Source organism: Paeniglutamicibacter quisquiliarum, assembly GCF_019084045.1.
GTDB lineage: Bacteria > Actinomycetota > Actinomycetes > Actinomycetales > Micrococcaceae > Paeniglutamicibacter > Paeniglutamicibacter quisquiliarum.
Window position 1 is genome coordinate 489,188 of sequence record NZ_JAHRED010000002.1, and the last position, 22,324, is coordinate 511,511.

Here is a 22,324-nt window from a genome sequence, read left to right on the forward strand (position 1 = left end):
TGGGATGGGAACCGAAGACTAGTGGGTGTCTTCGGCTTCGATTTCGGTCTTGTCGCCGCTCCACTGGGTGTGGAACGAGCCCTCGGTGTCAACGCGGTTGTAGGTGTGCGCACCGAAGAGGTCGCGCAGGCCCTGGGTCAGCGCTGCCGGCAGGCGCTTGCGGCGCAGGCCGTCGTAGTAGGCCAGCGAGGAGGAGAACACCGGAACCGGCACGCCGAGCTGGACGGCGGTGGAGACCACGCGGCGCCAGGCCGGAAGCGCGGCGGCGATGGCCTCGGAGAACGCCGGGGCGAAGAGCAGGTTGGCCGGCTTTTCCTCGGCCGCGTAGGCCTTGGTGATGTCGGCAAGCAGCGCGGCGCGGATGATGCAGCCCTCGCGCCACAGGGAGGCGATCTCGTCGAGCTTCAGCTCCCAGTTGTATTCCTTGCCGGCGCTGGTGAGCATGTCCAGGCCCTGGGCGTAGGAGACCAGCTTGGAGGCGAAGAGCGCCTGGCGCACGTCCTCGACGAAGTTCTCGCCGAGCTCGACGGCGACCTCGTGGCCGGCCAGGACCTCCTGGCCGATGGCACGCTGATCGCGCTGCGAGGACAGGCCGCGGGCGAAGACGGACTCGGCGATGGCCGAGGTCGGGGATCCGAGGTCAAGGGCCGACTGCACGGTCCAGCGGCCGGTGCCCTTCTGGCCAGCGGAGTCGACGATGACATCGACCAGCGGCTTGCCGGTCTTGGGGTCAACGTGTGCCAGCACCTCGGCGGTGATCTCGATGAGGAAGGAGGCGAGCTCGCCCTTGTTCCATTCCTCGAAGATCTGCGCCTGGGCGGCCGGCTCGATGCCGGCGCCGGTGCGCAGCAGGTCGTAGGCCTCGCCAATGACCTGCATGTCCGCGTACTCGATGCCGTTGTGGACCATCTTCACGAAGTGGCCGGCACCGTCGGTGGAGATCCAGGCACAGCAGGGCGCGCCGTCGATGGCCTTGGCGGAGATCTTCTCGAGCATCGGGCCCAGGGCGTCGTAGGACTCCCTGGAGCCGCCGGGCATGATCGAGGGGCCGAGCAGTGCGCCCTCCTCGCCGCCGGAAACGCCGACGCCCACGAAGTGCAGGCCCTTGGCCGCCAGGTCTGCCTCGCGGCGGCGGGTGTCAACGAAGTTGGAGTTGCCGCCGTCGATGATGATGTCGCCCTCATCGAGCAGCGGGACCAGGGAGTCGATGACCGAGTCGACGGGGCCGCCGGCCTTGACCATGATCAGCACGCGCCGCGGGGTCTCAAGGTTCTGGACCAGTTCTTCCAGGGTCTCGGTGCGGATGAAGTCGCCCTCCTCGCCGTGCGCCGCCAGCAGTGCGTCGGTCTTGGCAACCGAGCGGTTGTGCAGCGCGACGGTGTATCCGTTGCGGGCGAAGTTCCGGGCGAGGTTTGCGCCCATGACGGCTAGGCCGGTGACGCCAATCTGTGCAGGCATGAAGTCTCCATCGTTGCGATTTTGCTGGGCCGGGCGGATACCGGCACGAAGGAGCGCCGGGCACGGCTCCGTGACTTCTACCCACTTTAGTTTGTCAGGCGTGCCCATTGCCAGAAGAACACGCTTCGTTGCCATAAGTTGCCCCGGAAACACGTGCCTTTTTGCGTGTTCACTGGGGAATTTGCGCACTCGATTGCCGATAGGATTGCCTCATGCCCAATAGCCTGCACCAACAAGCCGTCGACCATCTCGGAAGCCGGATTGTCGACGGATCCCTGCCCGCCGGGGAAGTGATCCTGGCCTCCGAGCTGGAGGGCGAACTGGGTGTCTCCCGCTCGGTGGTCCGCGAGGCCGTCCGGGTGCTGGCCTCGGCCGGGCTGGTGGTTTCCACCAAGCGCGTCGGGATCCGGGTGTTGGCCGCGGAGCATTGGAACCCCTTTGACCCCCTGGTGATCCGCTGGCGCCTGGCCGGCGACGGGCAGGGCGCGCAATTGCGTTCCCTCACCGAGCTGCGCGTGGCCGTCGAGCCCATGGCCGCCGAGCTGGCGGCCGAGCACGCGCCCCCGGAATTCTGCGGAGAGCTGCTGAATGTGGCCGCCCGGATGCGCCATGCCGGCCGCTCCGGGGACCTGGAGGCGTTCCTGGAACTGGACATCCGCTTCCATGCCCTGGTGCTTGCAGCCTCGGGCAACGAGATGTTTGCGAACCTGGCCAATCCAATCGGCGAGACGCTGCGCGGCCGCACCGAACTCGGTTTGATGCCCGAGCACCCCCACGAGGAGGCGCTCACCTGGCACCAGGCCGTCGCCGACGCGATTTCCGCCCACGAGCCGCACCGGGCGCGGGAATCCATGGAACTGATCATGCGCCGCACCAACCAGGAAATCTGCGGCGTCTGGGCCGATCGGCCGCGGCTCTTCCCGCAGCCGCGCCCCTAGCCGAAGCGTGCCATCGACCGATAGGATCCGGGTCTCAAGGGTCGGACTTATCGCGGAGGCAATGTCGTGGAGGGAACCATGCAGAGCGCCCCGGAAGGGGATGGGCTCGCGCATCTTGTCGATTTGATCGGTGCCTTGCGCTCAGCCAGGACGGACTCAAGCCTGCACGCAACGGTGGAAGAGCTTGATGCCGAAGGCCGCAGCATGCGCAGCTACGAGGTGAGGGCCGGGACCGAGCAGGGCACCCACGAGTTCGACTGTACGGGCCGGCGCCCCTCGGACAAGTTTTCCTTTGTATATTCCCCTGGCGAGTCAACGTTGGTCGTCACCGAGGCAGTGGGCGCACCGCACCGCCGCATCAATGTCTTCCGCTTGCCCTCGAGTCCTCCGGTGCTGGGCATGCTCAGCCCGTTGGACCTGCCGATATGGGGCGGACAGTACGACGGGGCACGGGTTACTGAATCCGCAGCTGCCTCGGCCGGGGTGATCCGCCTGGAATTCGGCAACAAGGATGCACCGCGCGAGGCCAGCCAGCGTGGGCATACACTGATCGACTTGGAGCTTGGCGTGGTTGTGGAGTTGGGCTACTTCGGGTCGCGCTTCGTGGCCGGCAATGTACGAACCATCCCGTATCTGCGCGGTCTCTGGCAGTAGGCGTCGAACGGCCCGGGCCGGCACCCGCCGGGCCCGGACATCACGAGGGGAAAAGCCAAGGCGCTGCCCCGGACCCCCTTTCGGGGACCTGGGCAGCGCCTTGGCTTCTTGCGGGTGTTGTGCGATTTCTTGTCGCCCGGATTCCTGCGCCTAGAACCTCAGCAGGACCTTGCCCGATTCCGCGGAGTTCTTCGCCACGGCGAAGGCCTCCAGCGCATCATCGACGCCGAATTCGTGGGTGACGATGGCCGAGACATCGAGCGTGCCGTCGGCGAGGGCCCAGAGCACGTCATCGATCTCGTCGTTGAAGCGGAAGGAACCGACCAGCTCCAGTTCCCGGGTGATCGCCAGGGAGATCAGCGCGGGCTGCTCGCCCGAGGGCAAGAGCCCGACCATGACGATGCGCCCGCCGCGCACCGCGCCGCGGACCGCCGAGGCCAGGCCTCGGTAATTGCCGCTGGCCTCGATGACCACGTCGGCCTCGACGGCGGCGATGGCCTCCACGTCGTCGGCCTTCAGGGTCTCGGTCGCCCCGGCGGCCGCGGCGATTTCCAGCGGACGGTCGAACATGTCGACCGCGATGATCTCGGCGGCGCCGGCGCGCCTGAGCACGGCGACCGCCAGGGCGCCGATGGGTCCGGCGCCGATGACCATGACGCGCTTGCCGGCGACCTCGCCGGCCCGGGAGACCGCGTGCCAGGCGACCGCCGCGGGTTCGGCCAGGGCCGCATCGCGCAGCGAGAGCCCCGCGGGCAGCTCGCGCAGCATGCGCCCCGGCAGGTTCACGGTGCTGGCAAACGCGCCCTCGGTGTGCGGGAAGCGCGCCGCCGAGCCCAGGTAGGTGCAGCCCGGGGACAGGTTGGGCCGGTCCAGCGGGTAGCGTGCGCCGGTGCCGCCCGGGGTGGCCGGGTGCACGGCGACGGAGGTGCCGGCCGCCGGGCCGCTGCCATCGGCCGCGGCCACCGTGACGGTGCCGACGATCTCGTGGCCCAGCACCATGGGTGCCTTGAGGATTGACTCCCCCGCGGCGCCGTGGCTCCAGTAGTGCAGGTCCGAACCGCAGATGCCGCCGTAGGCGATGGCGACCTGGGCTTCGTCCGAAGCCGGGGCGGCCACCGGGATGGTCTCGACGCGCAGGTCGTTTGCCGCGTGGGCGACGACGGCGGTCGCGGTGCTGGTGTTAGACGACAACTGTCATTCCCCCGTCGATGAAGATGGTCTGGCCGTTGACGTAGTTCGAGCCGTCGGAGGCCAGCCAGACTGCAGGTCCGGCCAGGTCGGCCACGGTGCCCCAGCGCCCGGCCGGGGTCCGGCCCAGGATCCAGGAGTTGAACTTCTGGTCGTCCACCAGGTTCTGGGTCATTTCGGTGTGGATGTAGCCCGGGGCGATGCCGTTGACCTGCAGCCCGCCGGAGGCCCACTCGGCGGTCATGGCCCGGGTCAGGTTGCGCAACCCGCCTTTGGCCGCGGTGTAGGCGGCGATGGTGGGCCGGGCCAGGTCGGTCTGCACGGAGCAGATGTTGATGATCTTGCCTTCCCCGCGCTCCAGCATGCCCCTGGCGGCCTCGCGGCCCACCAGGAAGGCGCTGGTCAGGTTGGTGTCCAGCACGCGCTGCCAGTCCGCGACCTCCAGTTCCAGCAAGGGGACGCGGTGCTGGATCCCGGCGTTGTTCACCAGGATACGCAGCGGGCCGACCTCGGCCTCGATGGCGGCGATGCTTCCCGCCACCGCGGCCGCGTCGGTCACGTCGAACGCGTAGGAGAAAACGCGCTCCGCCCCGTAGCGGGCCTCGAACTCGGCGGCCGTGGCCGCCAGGGTCTCGGCGTTGCGGGCGTGGAGCACGATCGTGGCCCCGGCGTCGGCCAGGCCGGCGGCAAGTTCCCGCCCGATGCCGCGCGAGGATCCGGTGACCAGCGCAATGCGCCCGGTGAGGTCAAAGAGGTTGCTGCCCATGGGCTGTCCTAACCTTGGTGTTGTTCGTTGGGGTTGCTGGCTAGAACGCCGCGGCGACGGCGTAGATCAGGTACGCGATGGCGAAGCCGATGACGCCGACCAGTGCCTGTCCCACGGTCCAGACCTTCAGCGTGGTCTTGACGTCCATGCCGAAGAACCGGCTGACCAGCCAGAAGCCGGAGTCGTTGACGTGGCCGGCGAAGACGGAGCCGGCGGCCAGGGCGAGCACGATGGCCACGACCTCGATCTGGTTCAGGTCGGCGTTGCCCACCACGACGGGCTGGATGATGGCGGCCGCGGTGGTCAGGGCGACGGTGGCCGAACCCTGGGCGACGCGCACCACGGCGGCGATGATGAAGCCCGCGACGATGACCGGCAGGCCGAGGGTGTCCAGGGAGTCGGCCACGGCGTCGCCGATGCCGCTGGCGCGCAGCACCGCACCGAACATTCCGCCGGCGCCGGTGATCAGGATGATCGAGCAGACCGGGCCCAGGGCCGAGTCGACCACTGTCTCGATGAGGGTCTTGTCCTTGTTCTGCTTGTAGCCCAGCAGGTACATGCCCAGCAGCACGGTGATCAGCAGGGCTACGGGGGTTTCCCCGACCAGGCGCAGGATCTGGACCCACTGGGCCTGCTTGTCAACGATCCCGGCGGAGGCAAGGGTGTTCAGACCGGTGTTCATGAAGATCAGGACCAGCGGCAGCAGCAGCAGCGTCACGACGGTGCCCAGCTTGGGCTTGGAGGCGAAGTCGTGCTTTTCGGCCTCGGTGCCGGCCAGGATGTCGGGGATGGCGATGTTGAACTTGCGGCCCACGTACTTGCCGTAGAGGTGGCCGGCGAAGAACCAGGTCGGAAGGGCCACGACGAGGCCCAGCAGCAGGACCAGGCCGACGTTCGCCTCGAGCAGGCCGGAGGCGGCAACCGGTCCGGGGTGCGGCGGGACAAAGATGTGCATGACGGAGAAGGCGGTGGCCGCCGGGAAGGCGTAGCCCAGGAACGATCCGCCCAGGCGGCGTGCGACGGTGAAGATGATCGGCAGCATGACGACCAGGCCTGCGTCGAAGAAGATCGGGAAGCCGAAGAGCAGCGACGCGATGGACAGCGCCAGCGGTGCGCGCTTCTCGCCGAACTTGTTGATCAACGCATTGGTGAGCACCTCTGCCCCGCCACTGGTTTCGAGCATGCGCCCGAGCATGGCGCCCAGGCCGACCAGCAGGGCAACGGAGGCCAGCGTGCCGCCGAAGCCGCCGGTGAGGGTCGGGATCACCGACGCCACCGGAATGCCCGTGGCGACCGCGGTCAGCAGGGAGATGACGACCAGGGCCACGAATGCGTGGATGCGCCATTTGATTATGAACAGGAGCAGCAGCAGGATCGCGCCCACGGCAATGGAAAGGAGCGCGGGTGTGCCCAGCGTCCAGTTCATGACTAGCTCTTCGGTCATCATTGTCCTTCGGAGGTGTAAGGATGTCGGGTGGTGGGGATGGAACCTGACGGTTCCGGGTGCTAGCGGTTTTTCAGGGTCGTGGCCACGAGGGCCACAATGTCTGCGGGGCTCTGGCTGACGTCCACCTCGATGGCGGGTTCGTCCTCCTCGATGGCCTCGAGCGTGTTCAGCTGCGAGGCGAGCAGGGTCGAGGGCATGTATTCGTGGTTGCGCTCGTCGAGGCGGTGCTGGATGAGGTCTGCAGCACCGCGGAGGTGAATGAAGAGGGTCGCCGGTTCGTGCGCGCGCAGCGCGTCACGGTAATTGCGCTTGAGTGCGGAACACGCGATGACCGCCGGAGTGCCGCTTTCCGTGCTCCTGTGCAGCGCCTCTCCAATGGTGGCCAGCCATGGCTCGCGGTCGGTGTCGTCCAGCGGCTGGCCGGCTGCCATCTTTTCCTTGTTGGACACCGGATGGAGATCGTCGCCGTCGATGAACGTCGAGCCCAGCTCCAGGGCCAGCATATTGCCCACCGTGGATTTCCCGCATCCGGAAACGCCCATAACGACCATAGGCGGGTTGGCAAGGCTGTTCATCGTCACTCCATCGTGGATCCGAAAGTAATGTCCGACATAACAACGTGATGTCCAACATAAATCTGATTTATACAGACTAGATCTGCGCAGACGAAGTGTCAACACGACCTTTCACCAGGATCTTTTGGACGGGTTCGGCAACGTCGGGATCGCCGTCGGCATGCGGATCCAGCCGCCTCCCTTGCGGAAATCCCAGCGGCTCCTCCGGCGGTTTTGCCGCGGCTCCCAGCTAGTGCCAAGGTTCTGTTCCTAGCGTGGGAATCGTTCATGCAAGATCAACGAAGGGAAAACCCGCCATGGGACTCGGAGACAAGATCAGCAACAAGGCACAGGAAGTATCCGGCGAGGCCAAGGAAAGGCTCGGCGACGCCACGAACAACGAACAACTTCAGGCCGAGGGCCTCAAGGAGCAGGCGGAGGCAAAGGCGAAGCAGGCCGGTGAACACGTGAAGGACGCGGCCAAGGACATTACCGGCAACTAGCCGCCACCGCCAAAGGACCGCTCAGCGCTCCGGCCCCCGTTCGCGGCCCACGGCTTAACGAAAAGATCCCTCGGGATAATCGACTTTTGTCGACTATCCCGAGGGATCTTGCATGTGGGCCCTACCGGGATCGAACCGATGACATTCACGGTGTAAACGTGACGCTCTACCAGCTGAGCTAAAGGCCCCTGAAACAACGTCTTTCCTGGAAGAATTCCGATCCAGTGCGTTGCAACAAGAAGATAATCTAATACAGACTTCACTGACTTGGCAAATCGCCCTCGAGGGCGGTCCGTCCGATCCGGTCCACACCGCCCTCGAGGGCCGAGATACTTCCTAGGGCAGCAGGTAGCGCTTCCGCACGAAGTACAGTCCCACCAGCGAGATGACCGCGATGGCCATGTAGTACAGGCTGGGCGCGTTCAACGACCCGGTAACGCTCAGGAGCCACGTCAGTACCAGCGGGGCGATGCCGCCAAGCAGGGTGACGCCGACGTTGTAGGTGACGGCAAGTCCGGTCCCGCGGATGGCGGCCGGGAACAGGGACGAGAGCAGTGCGGGCATCGGGCCGAAGTAGAACGCCATGATGACGCCGAGCAGCGCAATGACGACCACCATCACCGGCACCGTCGGCGTGCTCACCATGAGCTGGAACAACGGCCAGGCCAAGAGCAAGGCGCCGACGGCCGCATAGGTCATGACCTTGGCCGGGCCGACGCGGTCGGCCAGGTGGCCGACGAACGGAACACCGACCAGCACGATCAAGCCTGCAACGACGCCGCCGAGGAATGCCGCGGTCGCCGGGATGCCCAGGTTCGTCACGGCAAAGGTCGGCATGTACAGGATCATGTAGACCGAGATGGTGGCAACGCCGATGACCGCCGCGCCAGCCAGCAGCCGCCCGTAGTGGTGGACCACCAAGGCCTTCAGCGGCGCCTTCTCCTTCTCGCTCTGGATGAACTCCTCGGTCTCGTCGAGCTTGGCACGGATGTACAGGCCGACCGGGCCGATGAGCAGGCCGACAAAGAACGGCACGCGCCAACCCCAGCTGTACAGGTCCTCCTCGGAGAGCCACTGGGTCAGCCCGTAGCCGAAGGCCGAGGCCAGCAGCATGGACGCACCCTGGCTGGCAACCTGCCACGAGGAGTAGAAGGCCTTCTTGTGCGGCGCGGTCTCGATCAGGAAGGCCGTCGCGGTGCCGAACTCGCCGCCGGCGGAGAACCCCTGGATCAAGCGCGAGAGCAGGATGATCACCGCTCCCCAGACGCCGACCTGGGCATAGGTCGGCGCCAACGCCATGATGAGCGTACCGACCATCATCAGCATCAGGGTCAGGGTCAGGGCGTTCTTCCGGCCCTTGCGGTCGGCGTAGCTGCCCAGGATCACTCCGCCGAGCGGACGGATCACGTAGGAAAGCGCGAAGGTCGCGAAGGTGAGCACGAGACCGAAGGTGCCGTTTGACTCCGGGTAGAAGTTCTCGGCGATGACCACCGCGAAGGTGGCGTAGACGATGATGTCGAACCACTCCAGGGCGGCACCGATCGAGCTACTGACCACTGCCTTTCTGGCGGCCGAGAGCTGCGCCGGGGTGACCGCTTGGGTGCTGGCCATGATTCTCTCCTTGGGGAAGGTGGATGGGTGGGTCGTGGTGCTGCGGCGCACTCAGGCGCGCAGGGCCGCGATCAGGTTGTCGATGAAGTCCTCGCACTGGACGATCTGGTCCAGCTCGATGAACTCGTCGGGTGCGTGGGCCTGCGCGATGTCGCCGGGGCCGCAGACCACGGTGGGGATTCCCGCATTGAAGAACAGCCCCGCCTCGGTGCCGTAGGTGGCCTTGTCCGGGCTGGGAGTGCCGCCCAGTTCCGCGGCCAGTGCCACGATGCCGGCGTCTTCGGGGGTGTCCAGGCCCGGCGTCTTGGCCAGGACCTCGAACGTGACCTGGGCGTCGGCATTGCGCTGCTTCATCAGGGATTCAATGCGCTGTGCCTCGGCGCGGAAGCGTTCAATCAGGGCCGCCGGATCGTCTTCGGCGATCGAGCGGAACTCGAAGTGCAAGGTGCAGTCGGCCGGGATCGTGTTGACCGCGATCCCGCCCTCGATCTTGTTCACCGTGGTGGTGGTGTGCGGAACAATGAACGCCTCGTCGAACGGGCCGTCCTGGGTGAACCCGCGGGCCGCGGAGTCGACGAATGCGGTGAACTCGGCCGCGGCCGAGATCGCGTTGACGCCCTGCGTGGTCAGCGACGAGTGGGCGGCAACCCCGTGGAAGTCGACGCGGATGACGTTGACCGACTTGTGTCCGCGCACGACGCGCATGCTGGTGGGCTCCCCCACGATGCAGCCGCGCGGCTCCAGTCCCGCCTCGGTGATGGCAGTGACGAGGTCCACGGCGCCAATGCACCCGACTTCCTCGTCGTAGGAGAACGCCAGGTGGATCGGTTCGCCCAGCTTGGCCTCGGCGATCGTCTCCAGCTTGGCCATGATCACGGCAATGAAGGACTTCATGTCGCTGGTGCCGCGGGCGTACAGCTTCCCGTCGCGGATCTCGGGGATGAACGGGTCGCTGCTCCACACCTGGCCGTCAACCGGGACCACGTCGGTATGTCCGGACAGCACAATGCCGCCGGTGCGCGTGCCGTCGGCGGCCGGGATCGTTGCCAAGAGGTTGGCCTTGGTTCCCTCGGCGTTGTGGATCAGGGTCGATGCAATGCCGAGTGCCTCCACCCTGCCAACGACGTAGTCAATCAAGGGCAGGTTGCTGTCCCGGCTTGTGGTGTCGAAGCCAATCAGCTTCGTGATTTCAGCCATGGTCGCTTCGCTGGGGGCGTGTGACATTGCTACTCCTCGTGGTCATGGGGCGGCCGTATTCCCACTATCAAATCTGAAAAGGGCCGCGATGAGTCTCTCATCGCCGGGGTCCGGTGGCACGGAGGATGAATGGATCTCGTAACACAGCGGCCCGATTTGACGGGAATCTGCAAAAATTTGTTACGTGCATCACTGGGAGTCCACCCGGGGGGTTCGGTGCAGGCCCATGGCGGCAAGAACGCCGACGGCACCGTCCGGCAGTGCGGCGCCGGGGTGATGGGGACCGTCCTTGACTCGGCCATTTCCACGGGCGATGGGCGCGCGCTTGACGGGCAGGGGGAACTGCGTGTGGGAAGCCATCACTTGATCGCGAATTCACTTCGGCCGCGATGCGGCGCACGGCCTAGTGCCCTGTCGGGGCTCGCGGCTTGCCAAAGCCACGCGAAGGGACCCGGGCGTTGGCGCCGGGGACTGCGGACGGCGCCGTCGGTACAGGTGATCCGCGATTTGGCGGACCGGGCACCAGGCGTGCGCGGCCTGATGAGGTGTTGGTGGGCCCTACCGGGATCGAACCGATGACATTCACGGTGTAAACGTGACGCTCTACCAGCTGAGCTAAAGGCCCTTGGCACTACTGAATTCGTTTGGTTGGAAATCCGCCGGAAGTGTTCGTGACAAGAATGTGGCTGTGGCAACGTACCCGCCCGAGCTGTCGAATAGACGCAAAGATTCTTCGACAGCTATGAAGTGAGTAGGTCCATCGCCTCTCGGTAGCGCGCGATGGCGCGCGCCTGATGGATGGGTGAACTAAACGAATCCACCACATGTCCCTTTTGGATGAGGAACGTGTGCCGCGTTGCCGCGCCGGACTCGCTATTGAATGCGCCATAGCTCTTCGCTACGGCACCGTGCGGCCAGAAATCGGCCAGCAGATCAAACCCGAAATGGGCCTGGTCCGCGTAGGTGCGCAGTGCGTATTTGTGATCCACCGAAACACCCATGATGCGGGTATCCAGTGCTGCAAATTCCTCGCGAACCTTTTCCAACTCTTCAAGCTCCGACCCGCAGACCGCGGAAAACGCGAACGGGTAGAAAACCAGGAAGTAGGCCTGCTCCCCCAAGGCCCGGGACTCAATGAGTTCACCGTGCTGGTTGGGAAGGGCGAAGCCCGGAGCCGTTTGACCGGCCCGAGGCACCGGGGATGTGCTCCCCGCTGCCGAATGTGATGATTCCACGCGCTAGTTCTTGCGGCGCGCAACAAGTCGAGTGGCCGACCAATCCTCCGAAACACCCTCGGTGTTTGTGACATGGAGGCCTGCGGTGGGCGCATCGGCCTGGATTGAGGCGGGCGACACATGGCCGTCTCGTCCCGGTTTCGGGGTCAATAGCCATACGACCCCCTTTTCATCCAGATTGACCAGCGAATCGACCAGGGCATCAATGAGATCCCCGTCGTCGGCGCGCCACCAATAGACGATTCCGTCCACAACCTCGTGGTCTTCCTCTGTCAATAGTTCGGAACCCACTGCTTCCTCAAGGGAATCGCGCAGATCAAAGTCCACATCGTCGTCGTACCCGAGTTCCTGGATCAGGTCCCCGTCTTTGAAGCCCATTTTGTGTGCGGCTTCGTGCTTTGCCGGTGCGGCGTCGCTCACGTCACTCCTCCTGCTGCTGTAAAGCGTCTGGTTACAACCAAACACCCTTTTTGCGCTCCCATCAAGCGCAGAGGCTCCAACACGCCGAAATAGTGACGACTTCGACCTACTTTCGGCTCTCGGCGCATTGCCTGTTAACTCCAAATCATTGCATGTGTAGGGCCCAGATACGTTTTGGGTCCCCATGCGCATTAGAGTGTAATCGGCGGTCCGCGACCAACCACCCTTGGGGAACGGGCCACAACTTTGGCGCTTGCACCGCCACTGCGGTTCGAGGCATGCAAAATAGCGCTCGCCCCGCAGTCCCCGCTGTACCCCATAACGAGGAGAAGATGGACGTGGCTGTAGAGGAACACATTTCTCACATCCGTAGCGGCTTGACTAGCCAGTTGCCGGACCGGGATCCGGAGGAGACCGCCGAATGGATTGAGTCCTTCGATGATCTGGTCGAAACCCAGGGCACCGAGCGTGCCCAGTACATTGTTCGTTCATTGCTCCAGCGCGCCGGCGCCAAGAGCGTGGGCGTCCCCATGGTCACCACGACCGACTACGTGAACACCATTCCGGTGGATCAGGAACCAGAATTCCCGGGCGACGAGCAGGTTGAACGTCGTTACCGTGCCTACATGCGCTGGAACGCGGCGGTCATGGTGCACCGCGGCCAACGCCCCGGAGTCGGAGTCGGTGGACACATTTCCACCTACGCCGGCGCAGCGACCCTTTATGAAGTGGGCTTCAACCACTTCTTCCGCGGCAAGTCCCACCCGGGTGGCGGAGACCAGGTCTTTTTCCAGGGCCACGCCTCCCCCGGCATGTACGCTCGCGCCTTCCTCGAGGGCCGCTTGAGCGAAGATGACATGGACGGCTTCCGCCAGGAAAAGTCCCGCGAGGGACACGCACTTCCGTCCTACCCGCACCCGCGCTCGCTGCCGGACTTCTGGGAATTCCCGACGGTGTCCATGGGCATCGGCCCGATGAACGCGATCTACCAGGCGCAGTCAAACCGCTACCTGCAGAACCGCGGCATCAAGGACACCTCGGACCAGCACGTGTGGGCATTCCTCGGCGACGGCGAAATGGATGAGCCGGAATCGCGCGGCCTGTTGCAGCTTGCTGCCAACGAGAAGCTCGACAACCTCACCTTCGTGGTCAACTGCAACCTGCAGCGCCTCGACGGCCCGGTTCGCGGCAACGGCAAGATCATGCAGGAACTTGAGGCATTCTTCCGCGGCGCGGGCTGGAACGTCATCAAGGTCGTTTGGGGCCGCGAGTGGGATGCCCTGCTCGATGCCGATACCGACAACTCGCTGGTCGACATCATGAACCAGACCCCGGACGGCGACTACCAGACCTACAAGGCCGAAAACGGCGCCTTCGTCCGCGAGCACTTCTTCGGAAAGTCCCCGCAGACCAAGGAACTGGTTGCCAACCTGACGGACGAGGAAATCTGGAACCTCAAGCGAGGTGGCCACGATTACCACAAGGTCTATGCGGCCTACAAGGCAGCCACCGAGTTCAAGGGCAAGCCGACGGTCATCCTGACCAAGACCGTCAAGGGCTACGGACTGGGCCCGCACTTCGAGGCGCGCAACGCCACGCACCAGATGAAGAAGATGACGCTCGGGGACCTCAAGGCCTTCCGCGACCACCTGCGCATCCCGATCACCGACGAGCAGCTCGAAGCCGATCCGTACCTGCCGCCGTACTACCGTCCGGAGCAGGACTCCGCCGAGTACAAGTACATGATGGAGCGCCGCGAGGCCCTGGGCGGTGCGGTGCCTTCGCGCCGGACCGAATCCAAGGAAATCCATCTGCCGGAGGACAAGGCCTACGAGGTCGCTGCCCGCGGCTCGGGCAAGCAGCAGGCGGCCACCACAATGGCCTTCGTCCGCCTGCTCAAGGACCTGATGCGCGACAAGGACTTCGGCAAGCGCGTGGTCCCGATCGTTCCCGACGAGTCCCGCACCTTCGGCATGGACTCGTTCTTCCCGACCGCGAAGATCTACAACCCGGATGGCCAGAACTACCTGTCGGTGGACCGCGAACTGGTCCTTGCCTACAAGGAGTCCCCGGTTGGGCAGCTGATCCACCCGGGCATCAATGAGGCCGGCGCCGTTGCAGCATTCACCGCCGCGGGAACCTCTTACGCCACGCACGACGAACCGTTGATCCCGATCTACGTGTTCTACTCGATGTTCGGCTTCCAGCGCACCGGCGACGCCTTCTGGGCGGCAGGTGACCAGATGGCCCGCGGGTTCATCATGGGCGCCACGGCAGGTCGCACCACGCTGACCGGCGAGGGCCTGCAGCACGCCGACGGGCACTCCCCGATCCTCGCCTCCACCAATCCGGCGGTCATCACCTATGACCCGGCCTACGGATACGAGATCGGCCACATCATGAAGGCCGGCCTGGAGCGCATGTACGGCGGCAAGCACGAGGACCCGAACGTGATGTACTACATCACGATCTACAACGAGCCGTACCAGCAGCCCAAGGAGCCGGAGAACCTCGATGTTCCCGGCATCCTCGGCGGCATCTACCAGGTCTCCCCGGCCACCGTCGACGGACCGCGGGCCCAGCTGCTCGCTTCCGGCGTCGCGGTGCCGTGGGCCATCGATGCCCAGCGCATCCTTGCCGAGGACTGGGGGGTGTCGGCCGACGTCTGGTCGGTGACTTCCTGGAATGAGCTGCGACGCGACGGCCTGGAGTGCGAGGAGCAGACGTTCCTCGATCCGACCGCCGAGCCGCGCGTGCCGTTCGTTGCCCAGCAGCTGGCCGGTGCCACCGGTCCGATCGTTGCGGTGACCGACTACATGAAGGCCGTGCCGGACCAGATCCGCCAGTTCGTGCCCAACGAGTTCGCCACCCTGGGCGCCGACGGGTTCGGGTTCTCCGACACCCGCGCCGCCGCACGTCGCTTCTACAAGATCGACGCGCACTCGGTGGTGGTCCGCACCCTGCAGATGCTGGCAAAGCGCGGAGAGGTCGACGCCTCGGCACCGGCCGCCGCCTTCGCCAAGTACAAGCTCGACGACGTCACCGCCGGCACCAGCGGCAACGCAGGTGGAGACGCCTAACCGGTTGAGCACCGGCTGACAGCGGTGGCGCGGATTCCCCCCAGGGGGTCCGCGCCACCGCTGTTTTGCGTTGGGCGGCTCGAATTGTGATCGCCACGGGTGCCGCACGTCGCCCCCCACTGCGGATCGTCGCCCTGCCGCGCACAGCGGATGTCGTTGTGAGAAACATACAAAATAGTTCACGGGCATGATGATGCGTATGCTCGTTCTATGAGTGATGAGCAAACGTCGAATCCGGCGCAGCGGATCCGGCCCTTCCGGCAAGCCAAGGCCAGCCCGGAAACCCTCAAACGGCTCAAGCAGCACCTGGGCGTGCTGTCCACCGTGGCACTGAAGCACCTGGACCAATCTCTTCCCTGGTATCGCGGCCTGCGTCCCGAGGAACGTGCGGCCCTGGGCCTGGTTGCGCAAAAGGGCATCGCCTCGTTCGTCTCCTGGTATGAGCGGCCCACCACCTCGCCCCAGTGGGTGCTCAACGACGTCTTTGGCGCGGCACCCACCGAGTTGACGCGATCCATCAGCCTGCAAAAGGCCCTCCAACTGATCCGCACCATCGTGGAGGTCGTCGAGTCCCAGGTGCCCGACATTGCCCCGGAATCCGAACATACCCAATTGCGCGAGGCGGTCCTGCGCTATTCGCGGGAGGTCGCCTTCGCCGCGGCCGACGTGTACGCCCGGGCGGCGGAGACCCGCGGTGCCTGGGATTCGCGGCTCGAGGCCCTGGTCGTGGACGCGGTGATGCGCGGGGAGTCCCAGGACTCCCTCCGCTCCAGGATTGCCGCGGTGGGCTGGAAATCGCACGAGAACATCTTGGTGATGATCGGCGCGACCCCTGAATCCTCCCAGGTCGGGTTCGTCAGCGAACTCCGGCGGGCGGCCGCCCGCTACGCCCGCGACTCGCTGGTCGGCGTCCACGGGGAACGGGCCATCCTGATGCTCGGAGGCGTCGAGGCCGATCGAACCGGACTGGACCGGCTGGCCTCCTTCTTCGGCGACGGCCCGGTGGTCTACAGCCCCCTGGCCCCCACGCTCAAGGAGGCGTCAGCCAGCGCCAAGGCCGCCTTTGCAGCCATCGCCGCGGCCCGCGCCTGGCCGCTGGCCCCGCGGCCGGTGGACGCCGATGACCTGTGGCCAGAGCGGGTCATGAACAACGACTCCGAGGCCCGCGAGGCGCTGGTGTCCGGGATCTACAACCCGCTGATCAAGGCAGGAAACGGGCTGATTGAGACGTTATCGAGCTACCTCTCGCTGGGGCACTCGCTAGAAGGAACGGCCCGGGAGCTGTTCGTTCATGCAAACACGGTGCGCTATAGACTTAAAAGGGTGTGCGACGTGACGGGGTGGGATCCGCTGGTTCCCCGCGAGGCGTTCGTGCTGCAAACCGCGCTGGTGGTGGGTAGGCTGGACGCCGAAACTACGGAAAACTTGCCCGAAACACGGCAACCGGTGCCGCGCAAGGGCCCTGCGGCCTTGTAGGATTCATACAAAAGCATGCCGACAAGTCGGTGTGCGAAAACAGCCGTCGTGATCGACTTCTTTGGAAAGCTGGAGTAGTGCTAGCAATCGTGTGCCCTGGACAGGGCTCCCAGACCCCCGGATTCCTTTCCCCGTGGCTCGAGGTTCCGGGTGTTTCCGAACACCTCGCCGAACTTTCAGCCATCACGGAACGCGACCTCACCGCCCACGGGACGGTGTCGGACGAAGAAACCATCAAGGACACCGCGGTGGCCCAGCCACTGATCGTGGCGGCCGGCCTCATTGCCGCACGCGCGCTCTTCGGCGGCACGCTCCCGGCGAACGCGATCCTGGCCGGGCACTCCGTCGGCGAAATCACCGCCACCGCGCTGGCGGGTGCCCTCTCGGAGCAGGACGCCATGGTTTTCGTGCGTGAGCGCGCAAACGCCATGGCACTGGCGGCCGCGGCCACCCCGACCGGCATGGCCGCTGTCCTGGGCGGGGACGCGGACGAAGTCAACGCCGCAATCCTCGCCGCCGGGCTGACCCCGGCCAACGCCAACGGCGGCGGCCAGATCGTTGCCGCGGGCACCCTGGAGCAGATCGAGGGCTTTGCAGCCAATCCCCCGGCCAAGGCCCGCGTGATTCCGCTCAAGGTCGCCGGAGCCTTCCACACCCACCACATGGCCCCGGCGGTGAACGTGCTCCAGGAGCTCTCCGCGACGCTGGAAGCCAAGGACCCGGCCACCACGCTGTTGTCCAACTACGACGGCCAGTCCGTGGCCGGAGGCGAAGAGAACCTGGCCTCGCTGGTTGCCCAGGTTTCCCGCCCGGTTCGCTGGGACCTGTGCATGGAGCAGCTTGCCGCGCAGGGAGTCACCGGGATCATCGAGCTTCCGCCGGCGGGAACGCTGGTGGGCCTGGCCCGCCGCGGCCTCAAGGGCATCCCGACCCTGGCATTGAAGTCCCCCGAAGACCTCGAAGCGGCACGCGCCTTCGTACTTGAACACACCCAAGCATAGGAAGTTCCCGAATCATGACTGCAGTGATGAACCAAACCACCGCGCGCGAATTCAGCCGCATCCATGGCGTGGGCTCATTCCGCCCCGACGTCATCGTCACCAACGAAGATGTCTGCCAGTGGATCGACTCCTCGGACGAGTGGATCCAGCAGCGCACCGGCATCGTGACCCGCGCCCGCGCCGGAGCGGACACCTCGCTGCTGGACATGGCCGAAGGGGCTGCGCGCGAAGCCCTGAAGTCGGCAGGCATCGAGGCCAGCCAGCTTGGCGCGGTCATCGTCTCCACCGTGACCTTCCCGCATGCCACCCCGTCGGCAGCCGCCGCGTTGGCCGACCGCATCGGCGCCACCCCGGCCCCGGCGTTTGACATTTCCGCCGCCTGCGCCGGCTACTGCTACGGCGTGGCCCAGGGCGACGCACTGGTTCGCTCCGGCATGGCCGAGTACGTGCTGGTCATCGGTGCCGAGAAGCTGTCGGACTACATCGACAACCACGAGCGCACGATCTCCTTCCTGCTGGGCGACGGCGCCGGCGCCGTGGTCATCGGCCCGAGCGACATCCCCGGCATTTCTCCCTCGGTCTGGGGTTCGGACGGCTCGAAGTGGGGCGCCATCAGCATGACCCACTCCCAGCTTGACCTGCGCGATGCGGTCCTGCAGGCTGAGTCCTCCCCCGAAGGCGCCTCGTTGATGGCAGCCACCGAGGCACAGCTGTGGCCGACCCTGCGCCAGGACGGCCAGACCGTTTTCCGCTGGGCCGTCTGGGAGATGGCCAAGATGGCCAAGCTCGCGCTGGAGAAGGCAGGGATCACCTCGGAGGATTTGGTCGCGTTCATTCCCCACCAGGCCAACATGCGAATCATCGACGAGATGGTCAAGCAGCTCAAGCTTCCGGAAACCGTGGTCGTCGCCCGCGACATCGCCAATGCCGGAAACACCTCCGCGGCCTCGATCCCGATGGCCATGGACCGGATGCTCAAGGACAACCCCGAGCTTTCCGGCGGCCTCGCACTGCAAATTGGGTTTGGCGCCGGGCTTGTCTTTGGCGCACAGGTCGTTGTCCTGCCCTAGGCTTTACTCCCAGGGATACAACCCATCATTCGGACCGCACACCTGTGGTCTGCATAGTCGTCGGGCTTGATACCGGCAAACACAGAAAAGGAGCCATCATGGCTAGCAACGAAGAGATTCTGGCCGGCTTGGCCGAGATCGTCAACGAAGAGACCGGCCTGGAGACCGAGGCAGTCGAAATGGACAAGTCCTTCACCGAGGACCTGGACATCGACTCCATCTCGATGATGACCATTGTCGTCAACGCCGAAGAGAAGTTCGACGTGAAGATCCCGGACGAAGAGGTCAAGAACCTCAAGACCGTTGCCGATGCAGTGAACTTCATCGCCGGCGCACAGGTCTAGCCTGGCAATGATGCTCCCCTTGAAGCGGGTTCCCTCACGGGTTCGCGTTTCAAGGGGAGCATCGATTCCCCCTTCATGTTTACCGGCTGTCACCCACGCGCCAGCCGACCCGCTTTGCCGGTTTCGTAACCGATCCCCAGATTTTCGATTCAATCCGGATCCCGTCCATTTGGCCACGGCCCGACGCTTGGATCGCGTGCTAGCTTCGCTAGCCGTTTCGCCCCAACCAGTAGAGAGTTTCAACATGGCTCGCAAAGTTGTTATCACCGGCCTTGGTGCCACCACCCCCATCGGCGGCGACGTCCCGACCCTGTGGGCCAATGCCCTCAAGGGCGTCTCCGGGGCACATACCCTGACCGACGAGTGGGTTGAAACCTACAACCTGCCGGTGAAGTTTGCCGCCAAGGCCTCCACCCCGGCCTCCGAGGTCCTCTCCCGCATCGAAATGAAGCGCATGGACCCCTCCACCCAGTTCGCCGTGGTTGCCGCGCGCGAAGCCTGGAAGGACTCCGAAATTGAAACGGTCGATCACGACCGTCTTGCCGTCGCCTTCGCCACCGGCATCGGCGGCGTGTGGACCCTGCTTGACGCCTGGGACACGCTGAAGGAAAAGGGTCCGCGCCGCGTGCTGCCGATGACCGTTCCCATGCTGATGCCCAATGGCCCGGCCGCCGCAGTCTCCCTGGACCTTGGCGCCCGCGCCGGTGCCCACACCCCCGTGTCGGCCTGCGCCTCGGGCACCGAGGCCATGCACATCGGCCTGGAGCTGATTCGTTCGGGCAAGGCGGACGTCGTGGTGTGTGGCGGTGCCGAAGCCGCAATCCACCCGATGCCGATGGCCTCCTTTGCCGCCATGCAGGCGCTGTCCAAGCGCAACGACGACCCGGAGCACGCATCGCGTCCGTACGACGTCGACCGTGACGGCTTCGTCATGGGAGAGGGCGCAGGCGCCCTGGTCCTCGAGGCCGAGGAGCACGCCATTGCCCGCGGGGCCACGATCTACGCCGAGCTTGCCGGAACGTCGGTCACCGCGGATGCCTACCACATTACGGCTCCGGACCCGGAAGGCCTCGGCGCCACCCGTGCGTTGAAGGCTGCCATGTTCGACGGCCGCATCCAGCCCGAGGACGTTGTCCACGTCAACGCCCACGCAACGTCGACCCCCGTCGGCGACAAGCCGGAGTACACGGCACTGCGCGCGGCCCTGGGAAGCCACCTGGACAATGTCTGCGTATCCGCCACCAAGTCGCAGATGGGCCACCTGCTGGGTGCCTCGGGCGCCGTCGAGTCGGTGCTCTCGGTGCTGGCGGTCTACCACCGCAAGGCACCGGTGACGATCAACTTGGAGAACCAGGATCCGGAAATCCCGCTGGATGTCGTTGTTGGCAGCCCCCGCGAACTGCCCGAAGGCTCCATAGTTGCGCTGAACAACTCGTTCGGCTTCGGCGGGCACAACGCCGTGGTTGCCATTCGCAGCGTCTAGTCCGCCAGCAGGCACCGCCTGCAGCACCAAAGAGCCCGGGCCCGAAGTGAAACTTCGGGCCCGGGCTCTTTGCCGTCATGTCTGCGTCAATGTTCCGCGGAGGGTACGCAGCCGGTCGACACTCCTACGAGTTGTTTTCTCTACAGGTTGAAGTGTGCACCGGTCGGCTCATCGACCAGGAGGAATGGTCAGCCAACCGGCCCACACGAGACGCTGCCATCGCCCAAAGGCGCCGGAAGCGGTTAGATGACTTGGTGCAGCCAGCGCACGGGGGCGCCCTCGGCGGCGTAGCGGAAGGGTTCGAGCTCCTCGTCCCAGGCCTCGCCCAGCGCGATGGAGAGTTCCTGGTACACGATGGCAGGATCGCCGGCACCCTTTTCGTATGCCCAGCGGATGCGTTCCTCGCTGACCATGATGTTGCCGGCGGCGTCCGTGGTGGCGTGGAAGATCCCCAATTCCGGGGTGTGGGACCAGCGGCTCGAGTCGACACCGGGGCTGGCTTCCTCGGTGACCTCGTAGCGCAGGTGCGCCCAGCCGCGAAGAGCGGACGCCAAAAGAGCACCGGTGCCGGGCTTGCCGGTCCAGTTCACTTCGGCCCGGGACATGCCCGGGGCGGCGCTCTGCTCGGTCCAGTGCAATTCGGTCCGCTGGTCGACAACGGAACCGATCGCCCACTCGATGTGCGGGCACAGCGCTGAAGGGGCTGAGTGTACGAAAAGTACGCCCCTCGTCAGTGCGTCAGACATGCTTTCCTCCGATGTGCTGTTGGAACGTCTTCCCCAACGTCAACAGCCCTGATTCGAAGTCCAGTAGGTCCTGATTAGTATTGTGCACGATTATACGGCGTTCGGCCAGCGTCTTTCGACCATGACCTCGGATTATGCGCGGGGATGGGCATTTTGGTAGCTGTCCTTGAGCCGTTCGACCGAGACGTGGGTGTAGAGCTGCGTGGTCGCCAGGGAGGAATGCCCCAGGATCTCCTGCACGGCGCGCAAGTCTGCGCCGCGGTCCAGCAGGTGGGTCGCCGCACTGTGGCGCAGCGCGTGGGGCCCGCGGGCCGCGGTGTCCCCCAGCGCCGCCAGGGCGTCTGAGACGACCTGGCGCGCCTGGCGGGCATCGAGTCTCTTTCCGCGGCGGCCCAGGAGCAGAGCCCGTCCGGAGTCCTCGGTGCGCAATACCGGACGCGCACGGCGCAGCCAGTCATCGACCGCGTTCAGCGCGGGCTGGCCGAATGGCACCGTGCGCTCCTTGTTGCCCTTGCCGATGACCCGAAGGGTGCGCCGGTCCAGGTCGATGTCGTTGATGTCCAGCGACACCAGCTCCCCCACGCGGATGGCGGTGGCGTACAGCAATTCCAGGATGAGCCTGTCGCGGTCGGCGAGCGCGAGCTGTTCGCGGGTCGGCTCGGGCGCCTTGGCATCGGGCGTGCCCGGGGGGTCGGGCTGCGGTTGGAAGATTCGTTCGATTTGGTTGCTTTGCAGGATGTGAGGGAGGCGTTGTTGGCGCTTGGGAGACTTTAGCCGGATGGCGGGATTGGCGGCGATGAGGTTTTCGCGTACCGCCCACGTCAGGAAACTGCGTATGGTTGCAGATCGGCGCGCCAGGGTGGCGCGGGCGAGTCCCGATTCCTGCAGGGTCATGAGCCAGGCGCGCAGGAGGGTGAGGTCGAGTCCTGAAAGGGTGGTGGCGCCGCGCGGGATGGCGTAGGCATACAGGTTCTTGATGTCGCTGCCGTAGGCGCGCAGGGTGTGTTCACTGCGTTCGCGTTCCAGCCCCATGTATCGCAGGAAGCCGTCGTGGGCTTTTTGTAGCTCGACGGGCACGGACGGGGGTTCGGTTCTTTGTTCGATTGGCGCTGGCACGTCTCTACTGTCTCCCGTGTTGCGGCTTGGGGCAACG

At 65.4% G+C, this 22,324-nt stretch carries 20 protein-coding genes and 2 tRNA genes; 9 read left to right on the forward strand and 13 right to left on the reverse strand.

Annotated elements, in window-relative coordinates; all coding sequences use genetic code 11:
* Positions 1 to 18: 18 nt before the first annotated feature.
* Positions 19 to 1,458, reverse strand: coding sequence for an NADP-dependent phosphogluconate dehydrogenase (gene gndA / locus KRR55_RS05820; RefSeq protein WP_217388091.1), 1,440 nt, complete (start codon positions 1,456 to 1,458; stop codon positions 19 to 21).
* 212 nt (positions 1,459 to 1,670) lie between these two features.
* Between gndA and KRR55_RS05825 the strand changes: the two genes are divergently transcribed.
* Together KRR55_RS05825 and KRR55_RS05830 are read left to right on the forward strand one after the other, a co-directional pair.
* Positions 1,671 to 2,396: a FadR/GntR family transcriptional regulator gene (locus KRR55_RS05825; RefSeq protein WP_217388092.1), complete on the forward strand. Its 726-nt coding sequence runs from the start codon at positions 1,671 to 1,673 to the stop codon at positions 2,394 to 2,396.
* A 78-nt stretch (positions 2,397 to 2,474) separates the two neighbouring features.
* A complete protein-coding gene (locus KRR55_RS05830) occupies positions 2,475 to 3,050 on the forward strand; it encodes a hypothetical protein (protein ID WP_217388093.1) in 576 nt (191 codons plus the stop codon).
* Between the two features lie 150 nt (positions 3,051 to 3,200).
* Here KRR55_RS05830 and KRR55_RS05835 read toward each other — a convergent pair whose 3' ends face one another.
* The 4 genes from KRR55_RS05835 to KRR55_RS05850 all read right to left on the reverse strand — a co-directional run bounded on the left by KRR55_RS05835 (position 3,201) and on the right by KRR55_RS05850 (position 7,026).
* Complete coding sequence (locus tag KRR55_RS05835; RefSeq protein ID WP_217388094.1) at positions 3,201 to 4,241, reverse strand: L-idonate 5-dehydrogenase; 1,041 nt, start codon at positions 4,239 to 4,241, stop codon at positions 3,201 to 3,203.
* Entirely contained in the window at positions 4,231 to 5,004 is a 774-nt protein-coding gene (locus tag KRR55_RS05840; protein WP_217388095.1) for an SDR family oxidoreductase, read from the reverse strand. Before KRR55_RS05840 ends, KRR55_RS05835 begins: the two co-directional genes overlap by 11 nt.
* Positions 5,005 to 5,044: 40 nt before the next feature.
* Positions 5,045 to 6,448 (reverse strand): GntP family permease, encoded by a 1,404-nt coding sequence (locus tag KRR55_RS05845; protein WP_217388096.1) that lies wholly within the window; start codon positions 6,446 to 6,448, stop codon positions 5,045 to 5,047.
* Between the two features lie 62 nt (positions 6,449 to 6,510).
* Positions 6,511 to 7,026, reverse strand: a complete 516-nt coding sequence (locus tag KRR55_RS05850; protein ID WP_217388097.1) for a gluconokinase — start codon at positions 7,024 to 7,026, stop codon at positions 6,511 to 6,513.
* 296 nt (positions 7,027 to 7,322) lie between these two features.
* On the opposite strand from KRR55_RS05850, the gene KRR55_RS05855 reads away from it, so the two are divergent.
* Positions 7,323 to 7,508, forward strand: coding sequence for a CsbD family protein (locus KRR55_RS05855; protein WP_217388098.1), 186 nt, complete (start codon positions 7,323 to 7,325; stop codon positions 7,506 to 7,508).
* Between the two features lie 115 nt (positions 7,509 to 7,623).
* Here the strand turns inward: KRR55_RS05855 and KRR55_RS05860 are convergent.
* The 6 genes from KRR55_RS05860 to KRR55_RS05885 all read right to left on the reverse strand — a co-directional run bounded on the left by KRR55_RS05860 (position 7,624) and on the right by KRR55_RS05885 (position 11,971).
* Positions 7,624 to 7,696 (reverse strand) — tRNA-Val (locus KRR55_RS05860).
* 148 nt (positions 7,697 to 7,844) lie between these two features.
* Positions 7,845 to 9,119 carry an MFS transporter gene (locus tag KRR55_RS05865; RefSeq protein ID WP_217388099.1) on the reverse strand — a complete coding sequence of 425 codons (1,275 nt, stop codon included), beginning with the start codon at positions 9,117 to 9,119 and terminating at the stop codon, positions 7,845 to 7,847.
* A 51-nt stretch (positions 9,120 to 9,170) separates the two neighbouring features.
* Complete coding sequence (argE, locus tag KRR55_RS05870; protein WP_254455857.1) at positions 9,171 to 10,343, reverse strand: acetylornithine deacetylase; 1,173 nt, start codon at positions 10,341 to 10,343, stop codon at positions 9,171 to 9,173.
* A gap of 522 nt (positions 10,344 to 10,865) precedes the next feature.
* Positions 10,866 to 10,941: transfer RNA gene (locus tag KRR55_RS05875), tRNA-Val, on the reverse strand.
* A 115-nt stretch (positions 10,942 to 11,056) separates the two neighbouring features.
* Positions 11,057 to 11,551, reverse strand: a complete 495-nt coding sequence (locus KRR55_RS05880; RefSeq protein WP_336245043.1) for a redoxin domain-containing protein — start codon at positions 11,549 to 11,551, stop codon at positions 11,057 to 11,059.
* 3 nt (positions 11,552 to 11,554) lie between these two features.
* Positions 11,555 to 11,971, reverse strand: a complete 417-nt coding sequence (locus KRR55_RS05885) for a DUF3052 domain-containing protein (RefSeq protein WP_372342892.1) — start codon at positions 11,969 to 11,971, stop codon at positions 11,555 to 11,557.
* A 332-nt stretch (positions 11,972 to 12,303) separates the two neighbouring features.
* Between KRR55_RS05885 and aceE the strand changes: the two genes are divergently transcribed.
* From aceE to fabF, 6 genes are all read left to right on the forward strand, one after another.
* Positions 12,304 to 15,051, forward strand: a complete 2,748-nt coding sequence (gene aceE / locus KRR55_RS05890; RefSeq protein WP_217388100.1) for a pyruvate dehydrogenase (acetyl-transferring), homodimeric type — start codon at positions 12,304 to 12,306, stop codon at positions 15,049 to 15,051.
* 210 nt (positions 15,052 to 15,261) lie between these two features.
* Positions 15,262 to 16,527, forward strand: a complete 1,266-nt coding sequence (locus KRR55_RS05895; protein WP_217388101.1) for a PucR family transcriptional regulator — start codon at positions 15,262 to 15,264, stop codon at positions 16,525 to 16,527.
* Positions 16,528 to 16,604: 77 nt separating this feature from the next.
* Complete coding sequence (locus KRR55_RS05900; protein ID WP_217388102.1) at positions 16,605 to 17,528, forward strand: ACP S-malonyltransferase; 924 nt, start codon at positions 16,605 to 16,607, stop codon at positions 17,526 to 17,528.
* A gap of 14 nt (positions 17,529 to 17,542) precedes the next feature.
* Positions 17,543 to 18,598 (forward strand): beta-ketoacyl-ACP synthase III, encoded by a 1,056-nt coding sequence (locus KRR55_RS05905; RefSeq protein ID WP_217388103.1) that lies wholly within the window; start codon positions 17,543 to 17,545, stop codon positions 18,596 to 18,598.
* Positions 18,599 to 18,696: 98 nt separating this feature from the next.
* On the forward strand, positions 18,697 to 18,942 hold the full coding sequence (locus KRR55_RS05910; RefSeq protein ID WP_217388104.1) for an acyl carrier protein: 246 nt from the start codon (positions 18,697 to 18,699) through the stop codon (positions 18,940 to 18,942).
* Between the two features lie 244 nt (positions 18,943 to 19,186).
* Entirely contained in the window at positions 19,187 to 20,425 is a 1,239-nt protein-coding gene (fabF, locus tag KRR55_RS05915) for a beta-ketoacyl-ACP synthase II (RefSeq protein WP_217388105.1), read from the forward strand.
* Positions 20,426 to 20,667: 242 nt separating this feature from the next.
* On the opposite strand, the gene KRR55_RS05920 is transcribed toward fabF, so the two are convergent.
* Together KRR55_RS05920 and KRR55_RS05925 are read right to left on the reverse strand one after the other, a co-directional pair.
* On the reverse strand, positions 20,668 to 21,171 hold the full coding sequence (locus KRR55_RS05920) for a DUF3145 domain-containing protein (protein ID WP_217388106.1): 504 nt from the start codon (positions 21,169 to 21,171) through the stop codon (positions 20,668 to 20,670).
* Positions 21,172 to 21,303: 132 nt separating this feature from the next.
* On the reverse strand, positions 21,304 to 22,248 hold the full coding sequence (locus tag KRR55_RS05925) for a tyrosine recombinase XerC (protein WP_336245044.1): 945 nt from the start codon (positions 22,246 to 22,248) through the stop codon (positions 21,304 to 21,306).
* Between the last annotated feature and the right edge of the window lie 76 nt (positions 22,249 to 22,324).

Coding starts and splice junctions, on each gene's coding strand:
- fabF (WP_217388105.1), top strand. CDS start 19,187: ATGGCTCGCAAAGTTGTTATCACCGGCCTTGGTGCCACCACCCCCATC.
- KRR55_RS05850 (WP_217388097.1), bottom strand. CDS start 7,026: ATGAACAGCCTTGCCAACCCGCCTATGGTCGTTATGGGCGTTTCCGGA.
- KRR55_RS05830 (WP_217388093.1), top strand. CDS start 2,475: ATGCAGAGCGCCCCGGAAGGGGATGGGCTCGCGCATCTTGTCGATTTG.
- KRR55_RS05825 (WP_217388092.1), top strand. CDS start 1,671: ATGCCCAATAGCCTGCACCAACAAGCCGTCGACCATCTCGGAAGCCGG.
- KRR55_RS05865 (WP_217388099.1), bottom strand. CDS start 9,119: ATGGCCAGCACCCAAGCGGTCACCCCGGCGCAGCTCTCGGCCGCCAGA.
- KRR55_RS05920 (WP_217388106.1), bottom strand. CDS start 21,171: ATGTCTGACGCACTGACGAGGGGCGTACTTTTCGTACACTCAGCCCCT.
- aceE (WP_217388100.1), top strand. CDS start 12,304: ATGGACGTGGCTGTAGAGGAACACATTTCTCACATCCGTAGCGGCTTG.
- KRR55_RS05855 (WP_217388098.1), top strand. CDS start 7,323: ATGGGACTCGGAGACAAGATCAGCAACAAGGCACAGGAAGTATCCGGC.
- KRR55_RS05910 (WP_217388104.1), top strand. CDS start 18,697: ATGGCTAGCAACGAAGAGATTCTGGCCGGCTTGGCCGAGATCGTCAAC.
- KRR55_RS05905 (WP_217388103.1), top strand. CDS start 17,543: ATGACTGCAGTGATGAACCAAACCACCGCGCGCGAATTCAGCCGCATC.
- KRR55_RS05840 (WP_217388095.1), bottom strand. CDS start 5,004: ATGGGCAGCAACCTCTTTGACCTCACCGGGCGCATTGCGCTGGTCACC.
- argE (WP_254455857.1), bottom strand. CDS start 10,343: ATGTCACACGCCCCCAGCGAAGCGACCATGGCTGAAATCACGAAGCTG.
- KRR55_RS05845 (WP_217388096.1), bottom strand. CDS start 6,448: ATGACCGAAGAGCTAGTCATGAACTGGACGCTGGGCACACCCGCGCTC.
- KRR55_RS05895 (WP_217388101.1), top strand. CDS start 15,262: ATGAGTGATGAGCAAACGTCGAATCCGGCGCAGCGGATCCGGCCCTTC.
- gndA (WP_217388091.1), bottom strand. CDS start 1,458: ATGCCTGCACAGATTGGCGTCACCGGCCTAGCCGTCATGGGCGCAAAC.